This window comes from Pseudomonas sp. GWSMS-1, assembly GCF_049847425.1.
Taxonomy (GTDB): Bacteria; Pseudomonadota; Gammaproteobacteria; order Pseudomonadales; family Pseudomonadaceae; genus Aquipseudomonas.
Window position 1 is genome coordinate 1,736,674 of the sequence record NZ_JBMHHV010000005.1, and the last position, 17,288, is coordinate 1,753,961.

Sequence of the window (17,288 nt, forward strand, 5' to 3'; positions counted from 1 at the left end):
CAGAGTATAGACAGTTAGGTTACTAATGACAACGCAAAGCCCCCGACCTAAAAGCGCATTGCGCAGCATTAATAAATGGCGTAAAGGACGGCTTTAACAGCGCTGAAACCACCCGCAAACCCTTCTACCGCCTGGGTTCTCGCAAATTGACATTAGAATTTATCTCACTATAGTGGTGCGGGCCCTGCGTGGGGGGCAGTCAGATGATTTCAAGCATAACTAGGAGGCCAAACATGGCTGACAAAAAAGCGCAGTTGATCATCGAGGGCGCAGCCCCCGTCGAGCTGCCCGTTTTAACCGGCACCGTTGGTCCCGATGTAATTGACGTACGGGGCTTAACCGCCACGGGCCGTTTCACATTTGATCCTGGCTTTATGTCCACCGCCTCGTGCGAGTCGAAGATCACCTATATTGATGGTGATCAGGGCATCCTGCTGCACCGCGGCTATCCCATTGAGCAGTTGGCAGAACACTCCGATTACCTGGAAACCTGCTACCTACTGCTGAACGGCGAACTGCCGAACGCTGAAGAAAAAGCTACCTTCGTCAGCACCATCAAGAACCACACCATGGTTCACGAGCAACTGAAGACCTTCTTCAACGGCTTCCGCCGTGACGCTCACCCAATGGCCATCATGTGCGGTGTAGTTGGCGCGCTGTCTGCCTTCTACCACGACTCCCTGGACATCAAGAACCCGCATCACCGCGAAGTTTCGGCCATGCGCCTGATCGCCAAGATGCCAACCATCGCCGCCATGACCTACAAGTACTCCATGGGTCAGCCGATGATGTACCCGCGTAACGACCTGAACTACGCGGAAAACTTCTTGCACATGATGTTCAACACCCCGTGCGAGATCAAACCGATCAGCCCGGTGCTGGCCAAAGCCATGGATAAGATCTTTATCCTGCACGCCGACCATGAGCAGAACGCCTCCACCTCGACCGTTCGCCTGGCAGGTTCTTCGGGTGCCAACCCGTTTGCCTGTATCGCGGCCGGCATTGCCGCCCTCTGGGGCCCGGCACACGGCGGCGCTAACGAAGCCGTTCTGGCGATGCTTGATGAGATTGGCAGCGTCGACAACATCGACACGTTCATTGCCAAGGCGAAAGACAAGGACGATCCGTTCAAACTGATGGGCTTCGGTCACCGCGTTTACAAAAACCGCGACCCACGCGCCACCGTGATGAAACAGACCTGTGACGAAGTCCTGAAAGAGCTGGGCATCACCAACGATCCGCAGCTGGCGCTGGCCATGCGTTTGGAAGAGATCGCCCTGACCGATCCGTACTTCAAAGAGCGCAACCTGTACCCGAACGTAGACTTCTACTCGGGCATCATCCTTAAGGCCATCGGCATTCCAACCAGCATGTTCACCGTAATCTTCGCCCTGGCGCGGACCGTCGGCTGGATCTCGCACTGGAAAGAAATGCTCTCCAGCCCATACAAGATTGGCCGTCCACGCCAGCTGTATACCGGCTACCCGCAGCGTGACCTGAAGAAATAACTCAGTTAATGCCGCACAAAAAAGGCTGCCCACGGGCAGCCTTTTTTTTGTACCTGAACGCTTAGCCTTATTGTTGCTCGGCAAGCTGGCGCAGCGCCTGCAAGGTATTGAACGGCGCATCCACCACAAAGCCATTGGCCAGCCACGCTGGCACGCTACCACCCGGTTCGGAATGCACCTGATAGATCACTTCGATTTCGCCATCACGCGGCGTGAGCTGCCAGAAACCCTCGACCCTGTTAACGCGAACGAAGCCAGGCTGCACCGGTAGATAATCGGCAACGCCATGCAGCGTGCGAGTTACCTGCCCACCAGCAGCGTGCAGCGTGGTTACTTGCACGATCGAGTCACGTGCCTTCACTGGCCAGGGCGCCTTAAAGCGGCTGTAGGCCCAACTCAGATTCCCCTCATGCTTGAGCAGCTTCTGCTCGCCACAGGCATGCATCCAGGCGCACGCCGCACTGACATCATCCTGCAAGGCCAGAAGCCTGGGCATGCTCACGCGCATCCGGGTAACGCCACGAAACGCTTGAAAACTCGACCTGGGAATAGTCTGCAGGTACACCTGAATGCCGGCTTCATCTTTGACTAAGCGCCATTGCCCTGCATGCGCAGCACTAATAACCAGCAGCGAAACAACACCTAAGACCAGCCCGGACAACCGCAACATCACGCCTCCAGCAGAGCCGCAATCGCGCACTACTGCATCAAACCGCAACTGACGTGCTCTGCTCCAACCAACCAATCAACTGCAAGGCTTCTTCCGCATTACTGCCGCACACATACTCGGCAGCCTGAAATGCCGAACAAACCGCTGGCCGCTCAGGCTGACCAAAGATCAGGCAGTGGTTATTGGCATCCAGCTGTACGCAACGCACGCCCGCAGGCTTACCGCCAGGCATACCCGGGATGGGCGAGCTGATAGAAGGCGCAATACAGCAAGCACCGCAGCCTGCACGGCAATTCATCAGGGCAAACCTCGAAACCAAGTCAAACCGAAAGAGCAGCCAAGTCTACGCCGCCATACCTGTTTGCGGTATTCGGACTTTTGACGCCCCCTTATCGCCCCTGCAAGCGAGCCAACAGGCTGGACGTGTCCCAGCGCCCGCCCCCCATGCTTTGCACGTCGGCATAGAACTGATCAACCAGGGCCGTTACCGGCAGTTGAGCACCATTACTTCGGGCCTCGGCCAGCAAAATCGACAAATCCTTGCGCATCCAATCCACGGCAAAACCGTGCTCAAACTCGCCCGCCAACATGGTTTTATGGCGATTTTCAAGCTGCCAGGACTGCGCTGCGCCCTTGCTGATGACCTCCATGGCACCCTGCGCATCAAGCCCTGCGCACTGGGCAAAGTGCAGGGCTTCGGACAACCCCTGGACCAGGCCGGCGATGCAGATCTGGTTGACCATCTTGGTCAACTGGCCGCTGCCAGCCTCACCCATCAGCCGAAGCATGCGTGCATAAGCCTGAATCACAGGCTCAGCCTTGGCATAGGTCGCTGCATCACCGCCGACCATGATGGTCAGCACACCGTTCTGCGCGCCGGCTTGACCACCGGATACCGGCGCATCGAGAAAGCCCAACTGGTGCTCGACGGCATAGGCGGCTAACTCACGGGCCACCTGCGCCGAAGCCGTGGTGTGATCGACCAGCACGGCGCCAGGCTGCATGCCGGCAAAAGCGCCCTGCTCACCCAATACAACACCGCGCAAGTCATCGTCATTACCGACGCAAACCATTACAAACTCAGCACCTGCAGCCGCCTCACGCGGGGTCGGTGCATGGCTGCCGGCATACTCGGTGGCCCATTGCTCAGCCTTAGCAGCCGTGCGGTTATACACGCACACCTGATGCCCCGCGCGCGCCAAGTGCCCGGCCATTGGGTAACCCATTACGCCCAGTCCGATAAACGCCAGCTTTGCCATATACACCTCTGTATTAGAACGCCATCAACAGCGCACGCTTGTGCTAAACCCCATATCACCGTTGCACGGCCGATACGATTCCGACCGTAAGCATGCCCGCCACATGAAATCAGCGCCAGTACAGCCGCCTGGCAAAACTGTATGAATGCGCCCAGGCAACAGGCTTTACCCAATGACAACACTCATTCCATACTCGCCGCACGCTAAGGAGGGCTTATGCAGCATTGGCTGGTAATCGACCTGGAAGCCACCACCGAAGAAGGTGGCTGGCCGATCAACGAGATGGAAATCATTGAAATTGGCGCCAGTCTGGTCAACCCGAACGGTCATGAGATCGAGTATTTCCAGCGTTTTGTGAGACCTACCCGGCGCCCACACCTGACCCATTTCTGCCGTCAGCTCACACAAATCAGCCAGGCCGATGTCGATACCGCAGCACCACTGAGCAATGTTTGGGCGCAATTTGAGCGCTGGTTGCTGGCCCACCAGCCGCAGCTGGCGGGCTGGGCTAGCTGGGGCGACTACGATCGCCGCCAACTTGAACAAGAATGGCGCACCCATGCGCTGAGCAGCTACCTGAGCGATATCCCTCATATCAACCTGAAAAAACGCTTCGCCGACGCCCGCCACCTACCCAGGCCAATCGGCCTGAAAATGGCCCTTAACCTGGCTGGTTTACAGTTTCAAGGTCAGCAACACCGAGCCCTGAGCGATGCACGCAATACAGCCCGGCTGCTACCACTGGTATTGCCTGCGCAAAGCAGATGACGAAGAAATAGCGCTTGGGCATACTGGCGTGCCTTTTTATGACCGGTCTTAACGGGCCCCTTCGGGCCGTTGATAGCCGCCAGCCTTTCTAACCCCCTTTCGAGGAATTGCAGATGTTCAAGGTCAATGAGTACTTCGATGGCACCGTTAAATCGATCGCCTTCGGCATGGCTGAAGGCCCGGCCACTATCGGGGTGATGGCGGCGGGTGAATATGAATTTGGCACCAACCAGCTGGAAGTGATGCATGTGGTTGCCGGCGCTCTGACGGTCAAACTGCCCGGTAGCGAGAGCTGGGAAACCTTCACCAGCGGTAGCAACTTCACCGTACCGGCCAACAGCAAATTCCAACTCAAGGTCGCCGCGGACACTGCCTATCTGTGTGAGTACCGCTAAGCCATAGCGTTTGCGCTGGGTGCAGAACAGATAAAGCCCGATCCCTGCAAAGGGATCGGGCTTTTTATGGCTCAAGCGCCAGGTTTTAAATTCACCACAGACGATCACTGCAGAGGCAAGAGGGCTTCACTTGCAGCGGTGAAGCATAAGGCGACAGGCAAACAGCTAGAACCTAACCGCCGGTCATGCTCATAAAGCGCACAACCTGCACCTGCTCATCGGCCTGGAAGTGATGCCGTTCTGGCTTGAGCTGCAGGGCATTCACTAAGGCCTCGCGCAGCCGCTGGCTGTCACCGGGATGAGCGCGCATCAGGCCTTTCAGATCTAACGCATTTTCATGCCCCAGGCAGAGCACCAGCTTGCCCTCGGCGGTCACCCGTACGCGATTGCAGTCGCCACAAAAATTATTGCTGTGCGGCGAGATAAACCCCACCTGAGTATCGCTGCCAACCACCTGCCAGTAGCGTGACGGCCCGCCGGTTAACTTGCTGCTGCGCACCAGGGCATAGCGCGGTTCGATACGCGCGCGCACCTCGTCGCTGGAACAGAAGGTCTGCTCGCGCTGGTGGCTGGAAATACTGCCCAGCGGCATTTCTTCGATAAAGCTGATATCCAAACCACGCGCCACGGCGAACTCGACCAGGTCGAGTACTTCGTCATCATTGCGGCCCTTCTGCACCACAGCATTGAGTTTGATTTTGCTGAAACCAGCAGCGCGCGCTGTCTCGATACCTTCCAGAACCTGGTCGAGCTTGTCGCGCCGAGTGAACGCGGCAAAGCGCTCACGCTGCAGCGAGTCCAGGCTGACATTCAGGCGCTTAACCCCGGCGGCGCGCAGTTGCGGCGCCAGCTCAGCCAGCTGCGAGCCGTTGGTGGTGATGGCCAGGTCTTCCAACTCCGCACGCTGCCCAAGGCGGGCTAGCAGACTGAGCAGATTCTTGCGCACCAACGGCTCACCACCGGTGATGCGGATACGTTTAACCCCAAGGCCGATAAAGGCGTCCGCCACTGCATAGAGCTCTTCAAGGCTGAGGATCTGTTCGCGCGGGGCGAACTGCATGTTTTCGCTCATGCAGTAGGTGCAGCGGAAATCACAGCGATCGGTAACCGATAACCGCAGATAAGTGATACGCCGACCGAAGGGGTCAACTAACTGATGGTTCACGGCATATCTCCTGAGCACCTATGCAAAGCCTGCTGCGCGTCGGTCCTGCTGCGTTAGATAACGATTCTGGCGCGCAACGAGGCGAGAGGCTTTGTTATGAATACACACGCCGAGATAAAAACAGAAAAGCCAAATCTTGTACACAACAAGCTGACCCGATAGTCAGGTAGCCCACCAAGGCCCAGCCCACGCGCCTTGAGCGCCCCGTAAAGCCGGTGCTACCATGCCCGCCGCTGCCCTGCGCCGGGCGAACGACAGAAGCAATGAGGCTTATGACCAGTATTCGCGAACGTAACAGAGCGCTGATTTTACGCGCAGCCAGTGAGGAGTTCGCCGACAAAGGTTTTGCGGCCAGCAAAACCAGCGATATCGCCGCCAAGGCTGGGGTGCCAAAGCCCAACGTCTATTACTACTTCAAGTCGAAAGAAAATCTCTACCGCGAAGTGCTGGAAAGCATTATCGAACCGCTGCTGGAGGCCTCTGCGCCCTTCAACCAGCCGGGCCAGCCGGCCGACGTGCTGCGCGCCTACATCCGCTCGAAGATCCGCATCTCCCGCGAACTGCCATCGGCCTCCAAGGTGTTCGCCAGCGAAATCATGCACGGCGCGCCGCACTTGTCCGCCGATCAAGCCGCGCAACTCAACGCTCAAGCCAAGCACAATATTGCGTGCATCCAAAGCTGGGTTGACCAGGGCCTGATGGCCAAGATTGACCCGCACCACCTGCTGTTTAGCATCTGGGCCGCCACCCAGACCTACGCGGATTTCGATTGGCAGATCTCTACCGTCACCGGCAAAGCCAGCCTTGATGATGCCGATTACGAAGCAGCTGCACAGACCATCATTCGCCTGGTCATCAAAGGCTGTGAGGTTGATGAAAGCCGAGCCAGTCCATCGGCACAGATCATCAGCGCCTAACCCTGCCCCTCAAACGATACCCATAAAAAAACGGTGAATGCCTGCATAGCATCCACCGTTTTTTATTACAGCGCGGCCTGCCTGTAAGCAGGCCCGCGGCATTTACCACATCCCTGTGGATCGCGAAGCAGGATGCCAGAGCCGAAAGCCCCTCCCTCAGTTCTGCATCATTAAGCGGCGATGCCTGCATCCGGCGTGAGCCCAACCGACTCCACCGCACTGATGGCGCACTGTTCATCAATGTCCGAGGTATCGCCGGTGATGCCTACCGCGCCGATCACCTCGCCCCGCTCATTGCGAATCAACACACCGCCCGGTGCAGGCACCAGCTGGCCGTCAGCCAGGTTATTCACTGCACCGATAAACGCCGGGCGTTGCTGCGCATCGGCGGCGATCAGCCGTGAGCCTTTGCCCAGCGCCAATGCGCCCCAGGCCTTGCCGATAGATATTTGCGGACGCAGCAGGCTGGCGCCGTCCTCGCGCTGCAAGCTAATCAGGTGACCGCCGGCGTCCAACACCGCCACAGTCAACGGAGCGGCTGATATTTCCCGGCCGACAGCCAGGGCGCGGTTACTGATGGTGGTGGCGATTTGCAGATTCAACGTACTCATAGTGATGACTCCTCAAGGCTGATAAATCCTACGAAGCACCCGCTGTTAGCCGCCTGCAGAGCCTGCGGGCAAACGCCGGGTAATCCAAAGCTCAGCACCACTATCTCACCAGAGACAAAAAACTCAATAGAGGAATACAATTTCTTATCTTTTTGTATACATATATTATAGCCACTGGCCACGACCTATCAGACAAACCCGCTAAAACGCTTGTTTTAAAGATTTTCCGCTGAGTGATCACTGGTTGAGAAAACTTATTGACCAGAAGGTCAAGCCATGAATAGAATCCTAGCCAGCTGTTTTGTATACAATCTGATAAAAAACGAGGCACAAGGCAATGGCCAAAATGAGAGCAATCGAGGCCGCCGTACTGGTGATGCGCCGCGAAGGCGTTGAAACTGCGTTCGGCGTTCCCGGCGCTGCCATCAACCCCCTGTACGCTGCACTGGAAAAAATCGGCGGTATCGACCACGTCCTGGCTCGCCACGTCGAAGGCGCCTCGCACATGGCAGAGGGCTACACCCGCACCAATGCCGGCAACATCGGCGTGTGCATCGGTACATCCGGCCCGGCAGGTACCGACATGGTCACCGGTCTGTACTCGGCCAGCGCCGACTCCATCCCAATTCTGTGCATCACCGGCCAAGCGCCGCGTGCCCGCATGCACAAGGAAGACTTCCAGGCCGTCGACATCACCAGCATCGTTAAGCCGGTGACCAAGTGGGCGACCACCGTCATGGAGCCGGGCCAAGTGCCACGTGCCTTCCAGAAAGCCTTCTATGAAATGCGCAGTGGCCGCCCAGGCCCCGTGCTGATCGACCTGCCGTTTGACGTGCAGATGGCCGAAATCGAATTCGACATCGACGCCTACGAGCCTCTGCCACTGGCCAAACCGGCTGCCAACCGCGTGCAGGCTGAGAAAGCCCTGGCCATGTTGAACGACGCCGAGCGCCCATTGCTGGTAGCCGGCGGCGGTATCTTCAACGCTGACGCCGCAGACAAGTTGGTCGAGTTCGCCGAACTGACCGGCGTACCGGTTATCCCAACCCTGATGGGCTGGGGCGCAATCCCGGACGACCACAAGTTGATGGTCGGCATGGTCGGCCTGCAGACCTCGCATCGCTACGGCAACGCCACTCTGTTGGAATCCGACCTAGTATTCGGCATCGGTAACCGCTGGGCCAACCGCCACACCGGCAGCGTCGACGTGTACACCGAAGGACGCAAGTTCATTCACGTGGACATCGAGCCGACGCAAATCGGCCGCGTATTCAACCCGGACCTGGGCATCGTTTCTGACGCCGCCGCTGCTCTGGACGCATTTATCGAAGTGGCCAAAGAATGGAAAGCCGCTGGCAAGCTGAAAAATCGCAGCGCCTGGGTCGAGTCGTGCCAGCAGCGCAAGCGCACCCTGCAGCGTAAAACTCACTTCGACAACGTGCCGGTCAAGCCGCAGCGCGTGTACGAAGAGATGAACGAGTTCTTCGGCAAAGACACCTGCTACGTCAGCACCATCGGTCTGTCGCAGATCGCTGGCGCGCAGTTCCTGCACGTGTACAAGCCACGCCACTGGATCAACTGTGGTCAGGCTGGCCCGTTGGGCTGGACCATCCCAGCAGCGCTGGGCGTGGTCAAGGCCGACCCGAGCCGCAACGTCGTGGCGCTGTCCGGCGACTACGACTTCCAGTTTATGATCGAAGAAATGGCCGTGGGCGCGCAGTTCAACCTGCCGTATATCCACGTTGTGGTGAACAACTCCTACCTGGGCCTGATCCGTCAGTCGCAGCGCGGTTTCGAGATGGACTACTGCGTGCAGTTGGCCTTCGAGAACATCAACGCGCCAGAACTTAACGGCTACGGCGTCGACCACGTTGCCGTGGTAGAAGGTCTGGGTTGCAAGGCCGTTCGCGTGTTCGAACCGAACGATATTCAGGCGGCACTGGCCAAAGCCAAGGCGCTGATGGAAGAGTTCCGCGTACCCGTGATGGTTGAAATCATTCTGGAGCGCGTCACCAACATCTCCATGGGTGTTGAGATCAACGCCGTCAACGAGTTCGAAGAACTCGCCGAACGTGGCGTCGATGCACCCACCGCGATTTCCATGCTCGATTGATCCAGCCGTAGGGTGGCTGTCACTCAGCACATCCACCCTACGCAAACGATAAAGGAGCACACCATGCCCCGTTTTGCCGCCAACCTGTCCATGCTGTTCACCGAAGTGGACTTTCTGGAGCGTTTCGATGCCGCCGCTGCCGCTGGCTTCAGTGGTGTCGAATACCTGTTCCCCTATGACTTCGCCGCCGAAGTGATTAAAGCGCGCCTGGATGCCAACCAGCTTGAGCAGGTGTTGTTCAACCTGCCAGCCGGCGATTGGGCCAAGGGCGAGCGTGGTATCGCCTGCCACCCTGACCGCGTCGAGGAGTTCCGTGCTGGCGTCGATCAGGCTATCGCCTACGCCAAGGTGCTGGGCAATACGCAGATCAACTGCCTGGCCGGTATCCGCCCGCAAGGCTACGACTGCGCAACGATTGAGCAGACCTTCGTTGATAACCTCAAGTTTGCCGCCCAGAAGCTGCAAGCCGCCGGCATCAAGCTGGTGATGGAGATGATCAACACCCGCGACATCCCCGGCTTCTACCTGAACACCACGGCGCAGGCCCTGGCCATTCGCGACAAAGTCGCCAGCGCCAACCTGTTCCTGCAATACGACATCTACCACATGCAAATCATGGAAGGTGACCTGGCGCGTACCGTCGAGGCCAACCTGGCTGTGATCAACCACGTGCAGCTGGCCGACAACCCGGGCCGCAACGAGCCGGGCACGGGCGAGATCAATTACCGCTTCCTCTTTGAGCACCTGGATCGCATTGGTTACCAGGGCTGGATTGGCTGTGAATACAAGCCAGCCACCACTACCGCTGCCGGCCTTGGCTGGATGAAAGTTCACAACGCCATCTAATCGGAGGATCTCTCACATGGCTAAAATCGGATTTATCGGCACGGGCATCATGGGTAAGCCCATGGCGCAAAACCTGCAAAAAGCAGGTCACACCCTCTTCCTTTCCGAACACCACGACAAGGCCCCGGCTGATCTGGTAGCCGAAGGCGCTGTCGCCCTGGCCAACCCACGTGAAGTGGCGCAGGAAGCCGAATTCATCATCATCATGGTGCCGGACACCCCGCAGGTTGAAGACGTTCTGTTCAGCAAAGACGGTGTGGCTGAAGGCACTGGCGCTGGCAAAATCGTGATCGACATGAGCTCGATCTCGCCGACCGCCACCAAGGTGTTCGCCGACAAGATCAAAGCCACGGGCGCTGCATACCTCGACGCGCCGGTTTCCGGTGGTGAAGTGGGCGCTAAAGCCGCCACCCTGTCGATCATGGTCGGCGGTTGCCCGAAAGCCTTCGAGCGCGCGCTGCCGCTGTTCCAGGCTATGGGTAAGAACATCACCCACGTCGGTGGCAGTGGCGACGGCCAGACAGCCAAGGTCGCCAACCAGATCATCGTGGCCCTGAACATCCAGGCAGTTGCTGAAGCCATGCTGTTCGCCGCCAAGAACGGCGCCGATCCAGCCAAGGTGCGTGAAGCGCTGATGGGCGGCTTCGCCGGCTCGAAAATCCTTGAAGTGCACGGCGAGCGCATGATCAAAGGCACCTTTGATCCGGGCTTCCGTATCAGCCTGCACCAGAAGGACCTCAACCTCGCCCTCGCCGGCGCACGCGAGTTGGGCCTTAACCTGCCTAACACCGCTAACGCGCAGCAAGTGTTCAGCACCTGCTCGGCCATCGGCGGCAGCAACTGGGACCACTCGGCGTTGATCAAAGGCCTGGAACACATGGCCAATTTCAACATCCGCGGCGAGTAAGCCCTAGCAGCGTTGATCACTGCATCAGCGGGTTGAACCAAGGTAGGTTGGCTCAACCTGATCGCACCCACACGCAACACGGGTGCGGCGCTTAGGACGCTCCAGCGTCAAACGTTATGATGCAGTACATCAAACGCTGCCCCCACGCTGGAGCGTGGGGACGATTACCGTTCTGAGTCGGGGTCAGCCGCCTCAGAACGCCCCTTTCGATCTGCCCGGTAAAACGGTGTCACGGCCTGTTTGCCGGGTGGATCGATTCTAGTGCAGAGGGCCTTCCCAGAAGACCCTGCGCACTAGAATTGAAGTTGGTCCAGACCTAGAGAGATCGCCATGTCCATCGATCCGCAACGCCTGCTACGCGACTTGTTCGCCAGCGCCATCGACGCCGCCCACCCGCGCCAGGTTTTGGCAAATTACCTCCCCGCAGACCGCAGCGGCCGCGTCATCGTCATCGGTGCCGGCAAGGCCGCCGCGGCCATGGCCGAAGTGATCGAGCAGGAATGGCACGGTGAGGTCTCAGGCTTAGTGGTGACCCGCTACGAGCACGGTGCCAATTGCCAGAAAATCGAAGTCGTCGAAGCTGCGCATCCGGTCCCCGATGATGCTGGTGAGCGTGTCGCCCGCCGCGTTTTAGAGCTGGTGAGTAACCTCAGCGAAAGCGACCGGGTGATTTTCCTGCTCTCCGGCGGCGGCTCGTCACTGCTCGCCCTGCCCGCGGCGGGCATCTCGCTTGCTGACAAGCAAGCGATCAACAAGGCGCTGCTGAAATCCGGCGCCACCATTGGTGAGATGAACTGCGTACGCAAGCACCTCTCGGCGATCAAGGGCGGTCGTTTGGCCAAGGCCAGCTGGCCGGCCAGCGTGTACACCTATGCGATTTCTGATGTGCCAGGCGATGAAGCAACAGTGATCGCCTCCGGCCCGACCGTGGCCGACCCCACCACCTCCGCCGAAGCCCTGGCGATTCTCGCCCGCTATAGCATCGAGATCCCCGCCAACGTGCGCAGCTGGTTGCAAAGCCCCGAGTCGGAAACGATTAAACCCGGCGACCCGTGCCTAGCGCGCAGCCACTTCCAGCTGATCGCCCGCCCACAGAAGTCGCTGGATGCCGCTGCGGCGGTGGTGCTCTCCGCTGGCTTGCCGGTGCTGATTCTCGGCGACCTGGAAGGCGAGTCGCGCGAGGTGGCCAAGGTCCACGCTGGCATCGCCAAACAGGTGGTGTTGCATGGCCAGCCGATCAAGGCGCCCTGTGTGATTCTCTCCGGTGGCGAAACCACCGTGACCGTACGCGGCAACGGCCGTGGCGGGCGCAATGCCGAATTCCTCCTCAGCCTTACCGACAGCCTCAAGGGCTTGCCGGGCGTGTATGCCCTGGCCGGCGACACCGACGGCATCGACGGTTCCGAAGACAACGCCGGGGCGATCATGACCCCCGAGAGCCACGCCCGCGCCGCCGCACTGGGCTTAAGCAGCAGTGATGAGCTGGACAACAACAACGGCTATGGCTACTTCGCCGCCCTTGACCAACTGATCATCACCGGGCCGACGCGCACCAACGTCAATGATTTCCGCGCCATTCTTATTCTCGAAGGTTCTGCCCAATGAACGCCGATAAAAAAGTAAAAATACTCGCCACCCTTGGCCCTGCCATTAAAACCATCGACGACATCCGTCAGTTGGTGGAAAACGGCGCCAACCTGTTTCGCCTGAATTTCAGCCACGGTGAGCACGCCGATCACGCCGAGCGTTACAACTGGGTGCGTGAAGTTGAAAAACAGCTGAATACGCCGATCGGCATTCTCATGGACCTGCAAGGCCCTAAACTACGCGTCGGCAAATTTGCCGAGGGCAAAGTCATGCTCGAACGCGGGCAAAGCCTGCGCCTGGATCTGGACAAGACCCCAGGCAACAGCGAGCGGGTCAACCTACCGCACCCAGAAATCATCGAAGCGCTGCAGCCGGGCATGAGCTTGCTGCTCGACGATGGCCGCCTGCGCCTGCAAGTCACCACCAAACACAGCGATGCCGTCGACACCCAGGTGATCGCCGGTGGTGAACTGTCCGACCGCAAAGGCGTAAACGTACCGGAAGCTGTGCTGCAACTCAGCCCGCTGACCGAGAAAGACCGCCGCGACCTGACCTTTGGCCTGGAGCTGGGTGTGGATTGGGTCGCACTGTCGTTCGTGCAGCGTCCAGAAGACATCATCGAAGCGCGCGAGCTGATCCAGGGCAAAGCCTTGCTGATGGCCAAGATCGAGAAGCCCTCGGCCGTGGTGCACCTGGAAGAAATTGCCAAACTGTGCGACGCAATCATGGTTGCCCGTGGCGATCTGGGCGTGGAAGTGCCGGCAGAAAATGTACCGCGCATCCAGAAAGACATCATCCGTACCTGCCGCCAGCTGGGTAAGCCGGTGGTAGTGGCCACGCAGATGCTTGAATCCATGCGCTTCTCGCCAGCACCGACGCGGGCCGAAGTCACCGACGTGGCCAACGCCGTGGCCGAAGGCGCAGATGCGGTCATGCTCTCGGCGGAAACCGCTTCCGGTGATTACCCGCAAGAAGCCGTGCAGATGATGAGCAAGATCATTCGCCAGGTGGAAAGCGGCCCGGACTTCCAGGCCCAGCTCGACGTTAGCCGCCCGGTCGCCGAAGCCACCTCCTCCGACGCCATCAGCTGCGCGATCCGCCGCATCAGCACCATTCTGCCGGTCGCCGCACTGGTCAATTACACCGAGTCGGGCAGTTCCAGCCTGCGCGCCTCACGCGAGCGCCCTGCCGTGCCGATCCTCAGCCTGACGCCAAGCCTCAACACGGCTCGTCGCCTGAGTGTGGCCTGGGGCGTGTATTCGGTGGTCAACGCACGCTTGAGCAAGGTTGAAGACGTTACCCGCACGGCCTTGGAAACAGCCCGCAGCACAGGCTTAGCCAAGACCGGCGACACCGTGGTGATCACCGCAGGCGAGCCGTTCGGCCAGCCTGGCAGCACCAACAGCCTGCGTATCGAAATTCTCCACTGAGTCATGACTGCAGCGGTTTCTAGGCCCGCTGCATAAGTGCTACCCCTGGCTTTGCCAGTTTTAAGGCACCCTCTGTTCCCGCAGTGGGTGCTTCTTTTTTATGGCCCGCGCCCCAGGCGGACACCGCTTGGGCCGTCGCTGCGTGGCGTTAAAAAGAGCCCTGTCATTTTATTCAGGTTCGTTTGCATGTCGTCACTCCCGCTCCCCATCAGCACCCGGCAAGGCTTGCGCATCTTGCTCAACGGTTTCAGCCAGATTTTCCTGCAAACTCACCCCGGGTGCGGCCTGCTGGTGGTGCTGGCCATCGCCGTTGGCGCACCGCAGTTACTGGCCGGCGCACTGCTCGGCGGCTTCAGCAGCACGTTGACGGCGCAGCGCCGCGGCTTTGCCAGCGCAGATATCGAACTGGGCCTGTATGGCTACAACGGCATATTGCTGGGCATGCTGATCAGCCTGCAGTTCACTTGGTCGCTATTACTGCCGCTGTTGATCATCGCCATTGCCGGACTGTCCAGCCTGTTGCTGGAACCCTGGATGCGGCGCATGCGTCAGCACCAGTGGCTGCCGGCCTTCACCTTGCCCTTTGTGGCCCTAAGCTGGCTGGTGCTATGGCTGGCCCCGGCCCTGCAATTGCAGCTGCAACAGCCAGCGCCGAGCCAGCTACTGCCGCTCGATTGGCTGGCCAGTGTGCTGGCTATGGCGCGCGGTTTGGGCCAGGTGATTTTTCTCGATCACCCCATAGCCGGCGCCTGCATATTATTTGGCCTGCTGTTGGCTGATCGGCGCGCCGCCTGCTGGGCGCTCTTGGGCTCCGCCGGCGGCTTGGCCCTGGCGCTGAACCAAGGCCTGGGACAACAAAGCGCACTTATCGGCCTGTATGGCTACAACGCTGCGCTGGCCGCTATTGCCATAAGCCAGGTGAACCGACAGGTTTGGCTGCCCGCATTGGGCATCGTGCTGGCGTTGGCGCTGCAACCTGGCTTCAGTGCGCTGGGGCTGCCCGCCTTGACCATGCCCTTTATTCTTACCTGCTGGCTGGTGAGCGCCAGCCAACGGCTACTGCGCAACGCCGCAGGCGACTGCACACCACGGCCGCCGCGTAAGGGCAAAAGCTTGCATCGTCAGGATAAAACTCCCTAGGCTGCGCACTCAGTCGTGCGCTTGGCATAAGGGCGACGTCAACGGAGCAGCCAGAACACCATGGACACGCCGCAAAACCTGCGTCAGCAGCTGTACAGCATCATCTTCTTCACTGACACACCAGCCGGGCAGCGCTTCGACCGCTACCTGCTGCTGGCCATTTTGGCCAGCCTGGTCGTGGTGATGCTCGACAGCATCGACACGATTCACAGCCAGTATCAACAGCTGCTGGCCGGAATTGAGTGGGCGTTTACCCTGCTGTTCGCCATTGAATACGTAGTGCGCCTGTACTGCTCACCGAAGCCGCTGCGCTACGCCTTTAGTTTCTTCGGTCTGATTGACTTGCTGGCCATCCTGCCGGGCATCTTGGCGCTGTTTTATGGCGACGCGCAGTACCTGCTGATCATCCGCGTAATCCGCATGTTGCGGGTGTTCCGCGTACTGAAACTCAGCCCCTACCTGCGCCAGGCCAACTTTCTGCTGACCGCGCTGCGCGGCAGTAAACAGAAGATCATCGTGTTCTTCGCCTGCATTGCCACCATGGTCACGGTGTTCGGCACCCTGATGTACGTGATCGAAGGCCCTGCGCATGGCTTTACCAGCATTCCCAAAGGCATCTACTGGGCTGTGGTCACCCTGACCACGGTGGGTTTCGGCGATATCGTGCCGAAAACCCCGCTGGGTCAGGCGCTCTCAACCCTGGTGATGATCACCGGTTACTCGATCATTGCCGTGCCCACTGGCATCTTCACCGCCGAACTGGCCAACGCCATGCGCGGCGGCGATCAACTGAGCCACGACTGCCCCAGCTGCGCGAAAGACCTCCACGAGCAGGGCGCGTCCTTCTGCAGCCGCTGCGGTAACCCCCTGTACACACGACACACCGAGCAAAGCTGAGCACTACCCAGGCAATAAAAAACCGCAACGCGTTGCGGTTTTTTATTGCCTGGCGGCGACCTTCAGCCGCGCTCAGCCGCGCTTGAAGTCAGCTCGAACGGACTGTTGCTGCGCCGCTGGTTGCGGTCTTCACGCGGGGTGGCACCGAAGAAATTGCGGTAGGCGCTGGAGAAATGCGGGCCGGAGGAAAAGCCGCAGGACAAGCCAATCTGAATGATCGACTTGCTGGTTTGCATCAACAGCTGGCGCGCCTTATTCAGGCGCAACTCCAGGTAGTACTGGCTGGGCACACGGTTGAGGTATTGCTTGAAGATGCGTTCCAGCTGCCGACGCGACACACAAACGTGTTGAGCGATTTCGTCGGTGGTCAGCGGCTCTTCAATATTGGCTTCCATCAACAGCACGGCTTGGGTCAGCTTGGGGTGGCTGGAGCCCAGACGGTTTTGCAGGGGAATGCGCTGACGCTCGCCGCCTTCGCGGATGCGCTCAACCACCAATTCTTCGCTCACCGCGCCAGCCAGCTCAGCGCCATGGTCGCGAGCCAACAAGGCCAGCAGTAAGTCGAGTACCGCCAAGCCACCGCAGGCGCTCAAACGATCGCGGTCCCAGTCAAACAAATGGCTGGTGGCAATCACCTTGGGGAAACGCTCACTGAAATCATCCTGCCAACGCCAGTGCACCGACGCGCGGTAACCATCAAGAAGCCCCAGTTGCGCCAAGGGATAGACGCCAGCGGCAATCGCTCCGACCACACAGCCGCCGCGTACCACGTGCTTGAGCGCGGCCGATAACGCCGCTGGTATAGGCCCAGGCGGCTCATCCGCCAACAAGAAGAGCTTTTGGCAGCCCTCAAGCTTGCCCACCCAAGACTCACCCGGCAGTTGCCAGGCCCCTTCAAGTGGCGCTTCAGCCTGCAGGAACACCAGCTCGTAGACCACCTCGGGGTGGACGCGCTGAGCGACGCGCAGCGCTTCCTCGGCCAAGGCCAGGGTCAACGGCTTGGTGGAGGGCCAAAGCAGAAAGCCAATTCGGTGGGAGTTCATGGGGGCAGTTTAGGCTCTGTTGGCAATTATGG

At 59.4% G+C, this 17,288-nt stretch carries 17 protein-coding genes; 11 read left to right on the forward strand and 6 right to left on the reverse strand.

Annotated features, from left to right (window positions below):
* Positions 1 to 233: 233 nt before the first annotated feature.
* Positions 234 to 1,508, forward strand: coding sequence for a citrate synthase (gene gltA / locus ACEPAJ_RS11610; protein WP_425914951.1), 1,275 nt, complete (start codon positions 234 to 236; stop codon positions 1,506 to 1,508).
* Positions 1,509 to 1,575: 67 nt separating this feature from the next.
* Here the strand turns inward: gltA and ACEPAJ_RS11615 are convergent, their stop codons facing one another.
* The 3 genes from ACEPAJ_RS11615 to ACEPAJ_RS11625 form a co-directional block, all read right to left on the reverse strand.
* Positions 1,576 to 2,178: an START domain-containing protein gene (locus tag ACEPAJ_RS11615; RefSeq protein ID WP_425914952.1), complete on the reverse strand. Its 603-nt coding sequence runs from the start codon at positions 2,176 to 2,178 to the stop codon at positions 1,576 to 1,578.
* Positions 2,179 to 2,215: 37 nt separating this feature from the next.
* A complete protein-coding gene (locus ACEPAJ_RS11620) occupies positions 2,216 to 2,476 on the reverse strand; it encodes a YkgJ family cysteine cluster protein (RefSeq protein WP_425914953.1) in 261 nt (86 codons plus the stop codon).
* Between the two features lie 91 nt (positions 2,477 to 2,567).
* The gene (locus ACEPAJ_RS11625; RefSeq protein ID WP_425914954.1) at positions 2,568 to 3,443 is read right to left on the reverse strand and encodes an NAD(P)-dependent oxidoreductase; all 876 of its coding nucleotides are present in this window, start codon (positions 3,441 to 3,443) and stop codon (positions 2,568 to 2,570) included.
* A 210-nt stretch (positions 3,444 to 3,653) separates the two neighbouring features.
* Between ACEPAJ_RS11625 and ACEPAJ_RS11630 the strand changes: the two genes are divergently transcribed.
* Together ACEPAJ_RS11630 and ACEPAJ_RS11635 are read left to right on the forward strand one after the other, a co-directional pair.
* The gene (locus ACEPAJ_RS11630; RefSeq protein WP_425914955.1) at positions 3,654 to 4,205 is read left to right on the forward strand and encodes an exonuclease domain-containing protein; all 552 of its coding nucleotides are present in this window, start codon (positions 3,654 to 3,656) and stop codon (positions 4,203 to 4,205) included.
* Positions 4,206 to 4,318: 113 nt separating this feature from the next.
* Positions 4,319 to 4,600, forward strand: a complete 282-nt coding sequence (locus ACEPAJ_RS11635) for a pyrimidine/purine nucleoside phosphorylase (protein ID WP_425914956.1) — start codon at positions 4,319 to 4,321, stop codon at positions 4,598 to 4,600.
* A 172-nt stretch (positions 4,601 to 4,772) separates the two neighbouring features.
* Here the strand turns inward: ACEPAJ_RS11635 and moaA are convergent, their stop codons facing one another.
* Positions 4,773 to 5,765 carry a GTP 3',8-cyclase MoaA gene (moaA, locus tag ACEPAJ_RS11640; protein ID WP_425914957.1) on the reverse strand — a complete coding sequence of 331 codons (993 nt, stop codon included), beginning with the start codon at positions 5,763 to 5,765 and terminating at the stop codon, positions 4,773 to 4,775.
* A 272-nt stretch (positions 5,766 to 6,037) separates the two neighbouring features.
* Between moaA and ACEPAJ_RS11645 the strand changes: the two genes are divergently transcribed.
* Positions 6,038 to 6,682, forward strand: coding sequence for a TetR/AcrR family transcriptional regulator (locus tag ACEPAJ_RS11645; RefSeq protein ID WP_425914958.1), 645 nt, complete (start codon positions 6,038 to 6,040; stop codon positions 6,680 to 6,682).
* 170 nt (positions 6,683 to 6,852) lie between these two features.
* Here ACEPAJ_RS11645 and ACEPAJ_RS11650 read toward each other — a convergent pair whose 3' ends face one another.
* On the reverse strand, positions 6,853 to 7,293 hold the full coding sequence (locus ACEPAJ_RS11650) for a GlcG/HbpS family heme-binding protein (RefSeq protein WP_425914959.1): 441 nt from the start codon (positions 7,291 to 7,293) through the stop codon (positions 6,853 to 6,855).
* Positions 7,294 to 7,630: 337 nt separating this feature from the next.
* Between ACEPAJ_RS11650 and gcl the strand changes: the two genes are divergently transcribed.
* The 7 genes from gcl to ACEPAJ_RS11685 all read left to right on the forward strand — a co-directional run bounded on the left by gcl (position 7,631) and on the right by ACEPAJ_RS11685 (position 16,213).
* Positions 7,631 to 9,406 carry a glyoxylate carboligase gene (gene gcl, locus ACEPAJ_RS11655; protein WP_425914960.1) on the forward strand — a complete coding sequence of 592 codons (1,776 nt, stop codon included), beginning with the start codon at positions 7,631 to 7,633 and terminating at the stop codon, positions 9,404 to 9,406.
* Between the two features lie 63 nt (positions 9,407 to 9,469).
* Positions 9,470 to 10,252, forward strand: a complete 783-nt coding sequence (gene hyi, locus ACEPAJ_RS11660; protein WP_425914961.1) for a hydroxypyruvate isomerase — start codon at positions 9,470 to 9,472, stop codon at positions 10,250 to 10,252.
* 16 nt (positions 10,253 to 10,268) lie between these two features.
* The gene (locus ACEPAJ_RS11665) at positions 10,269 to 11,159 is read left to right on the forward strand and encodes a 2-hydroxy-3-oxopropionate reductase (RefSeq protein WP_425914962.1); all 891 of its coding nucleotides are present in this window, start codon (positions 10,269 to 10,271) and stop codon (positions 11,157 to 11,159) included.
* Positions 11,160 to 11,489: 330 nt separating this feature from the next.
* A complete protein-coding gene (locus ACEPAJ_RS11670) occupies positions 11,490 to 12,764 on the forward strand; it encodes a glycerate kinase type-2 family protein (protein ID WP_425914963.1) in 1,275 nt (424 codons plus the stop codon).
* Entirely contained in the window at positions 12,761 to 14,176 is a 1,416-nt protein-coding gene (pyk, locus tag ACEPAJ_RS11675; RefSeq protein WP_425914964.1) for a pyruvate kinase, read from the forward strand. The genes ACEPAJ_RS11670 and pyk overlap by 4 nt, the downstream gene beginning before the upstream one ends.
* 186 nt (positions 14,177 to 14,362) lie before the next feature.
* Positions 14,363 to 15,316 (forward strand): urea transporter, encoded by a 954-nt coding sequence (locus ACEPAJ_RS11680; protein WP_425914965.1) that lies wholly within the window; start codon positions 14,363 to 14,365, stop codon positions 15,314 to 15,316.
* 60 nt (positions 15,317 to 15,376) lie between these two features.
* Complete coding sequence (locus tag ACEPAJ_RS11685) at positions 15,377 to 16,213, forward strand: ion transporter (protein ID WP_425914966.1); 837 nt, start codon at positions 15,377 to 15,379, stop codon at positions 16,211 to 16,213.
* Between the two features lie 62 nt (positions 16,214 to 16,275).
* Here the strand turns inward: ACEPAJ_RS11685 and ACEPAJ_RS11690 are convergent, their stop codons facing one another.
* Positions 16,276 to 17,256 carry a GlxA family transcriptional regulator gene (locus tag ACEPAJ_RS11690; RefSeq protein ID WP_425914967.1) on the reverse strand — a complete coding sequence of 327 codons (981 nt, stop codon included), beginning with the start codon at positions 17,254 to 17,256 and terminating at the stop codon, positions 16,276 to 16,278.
* Positions 17,257 to 17,288: the final 32 nt, after the last annotated feature.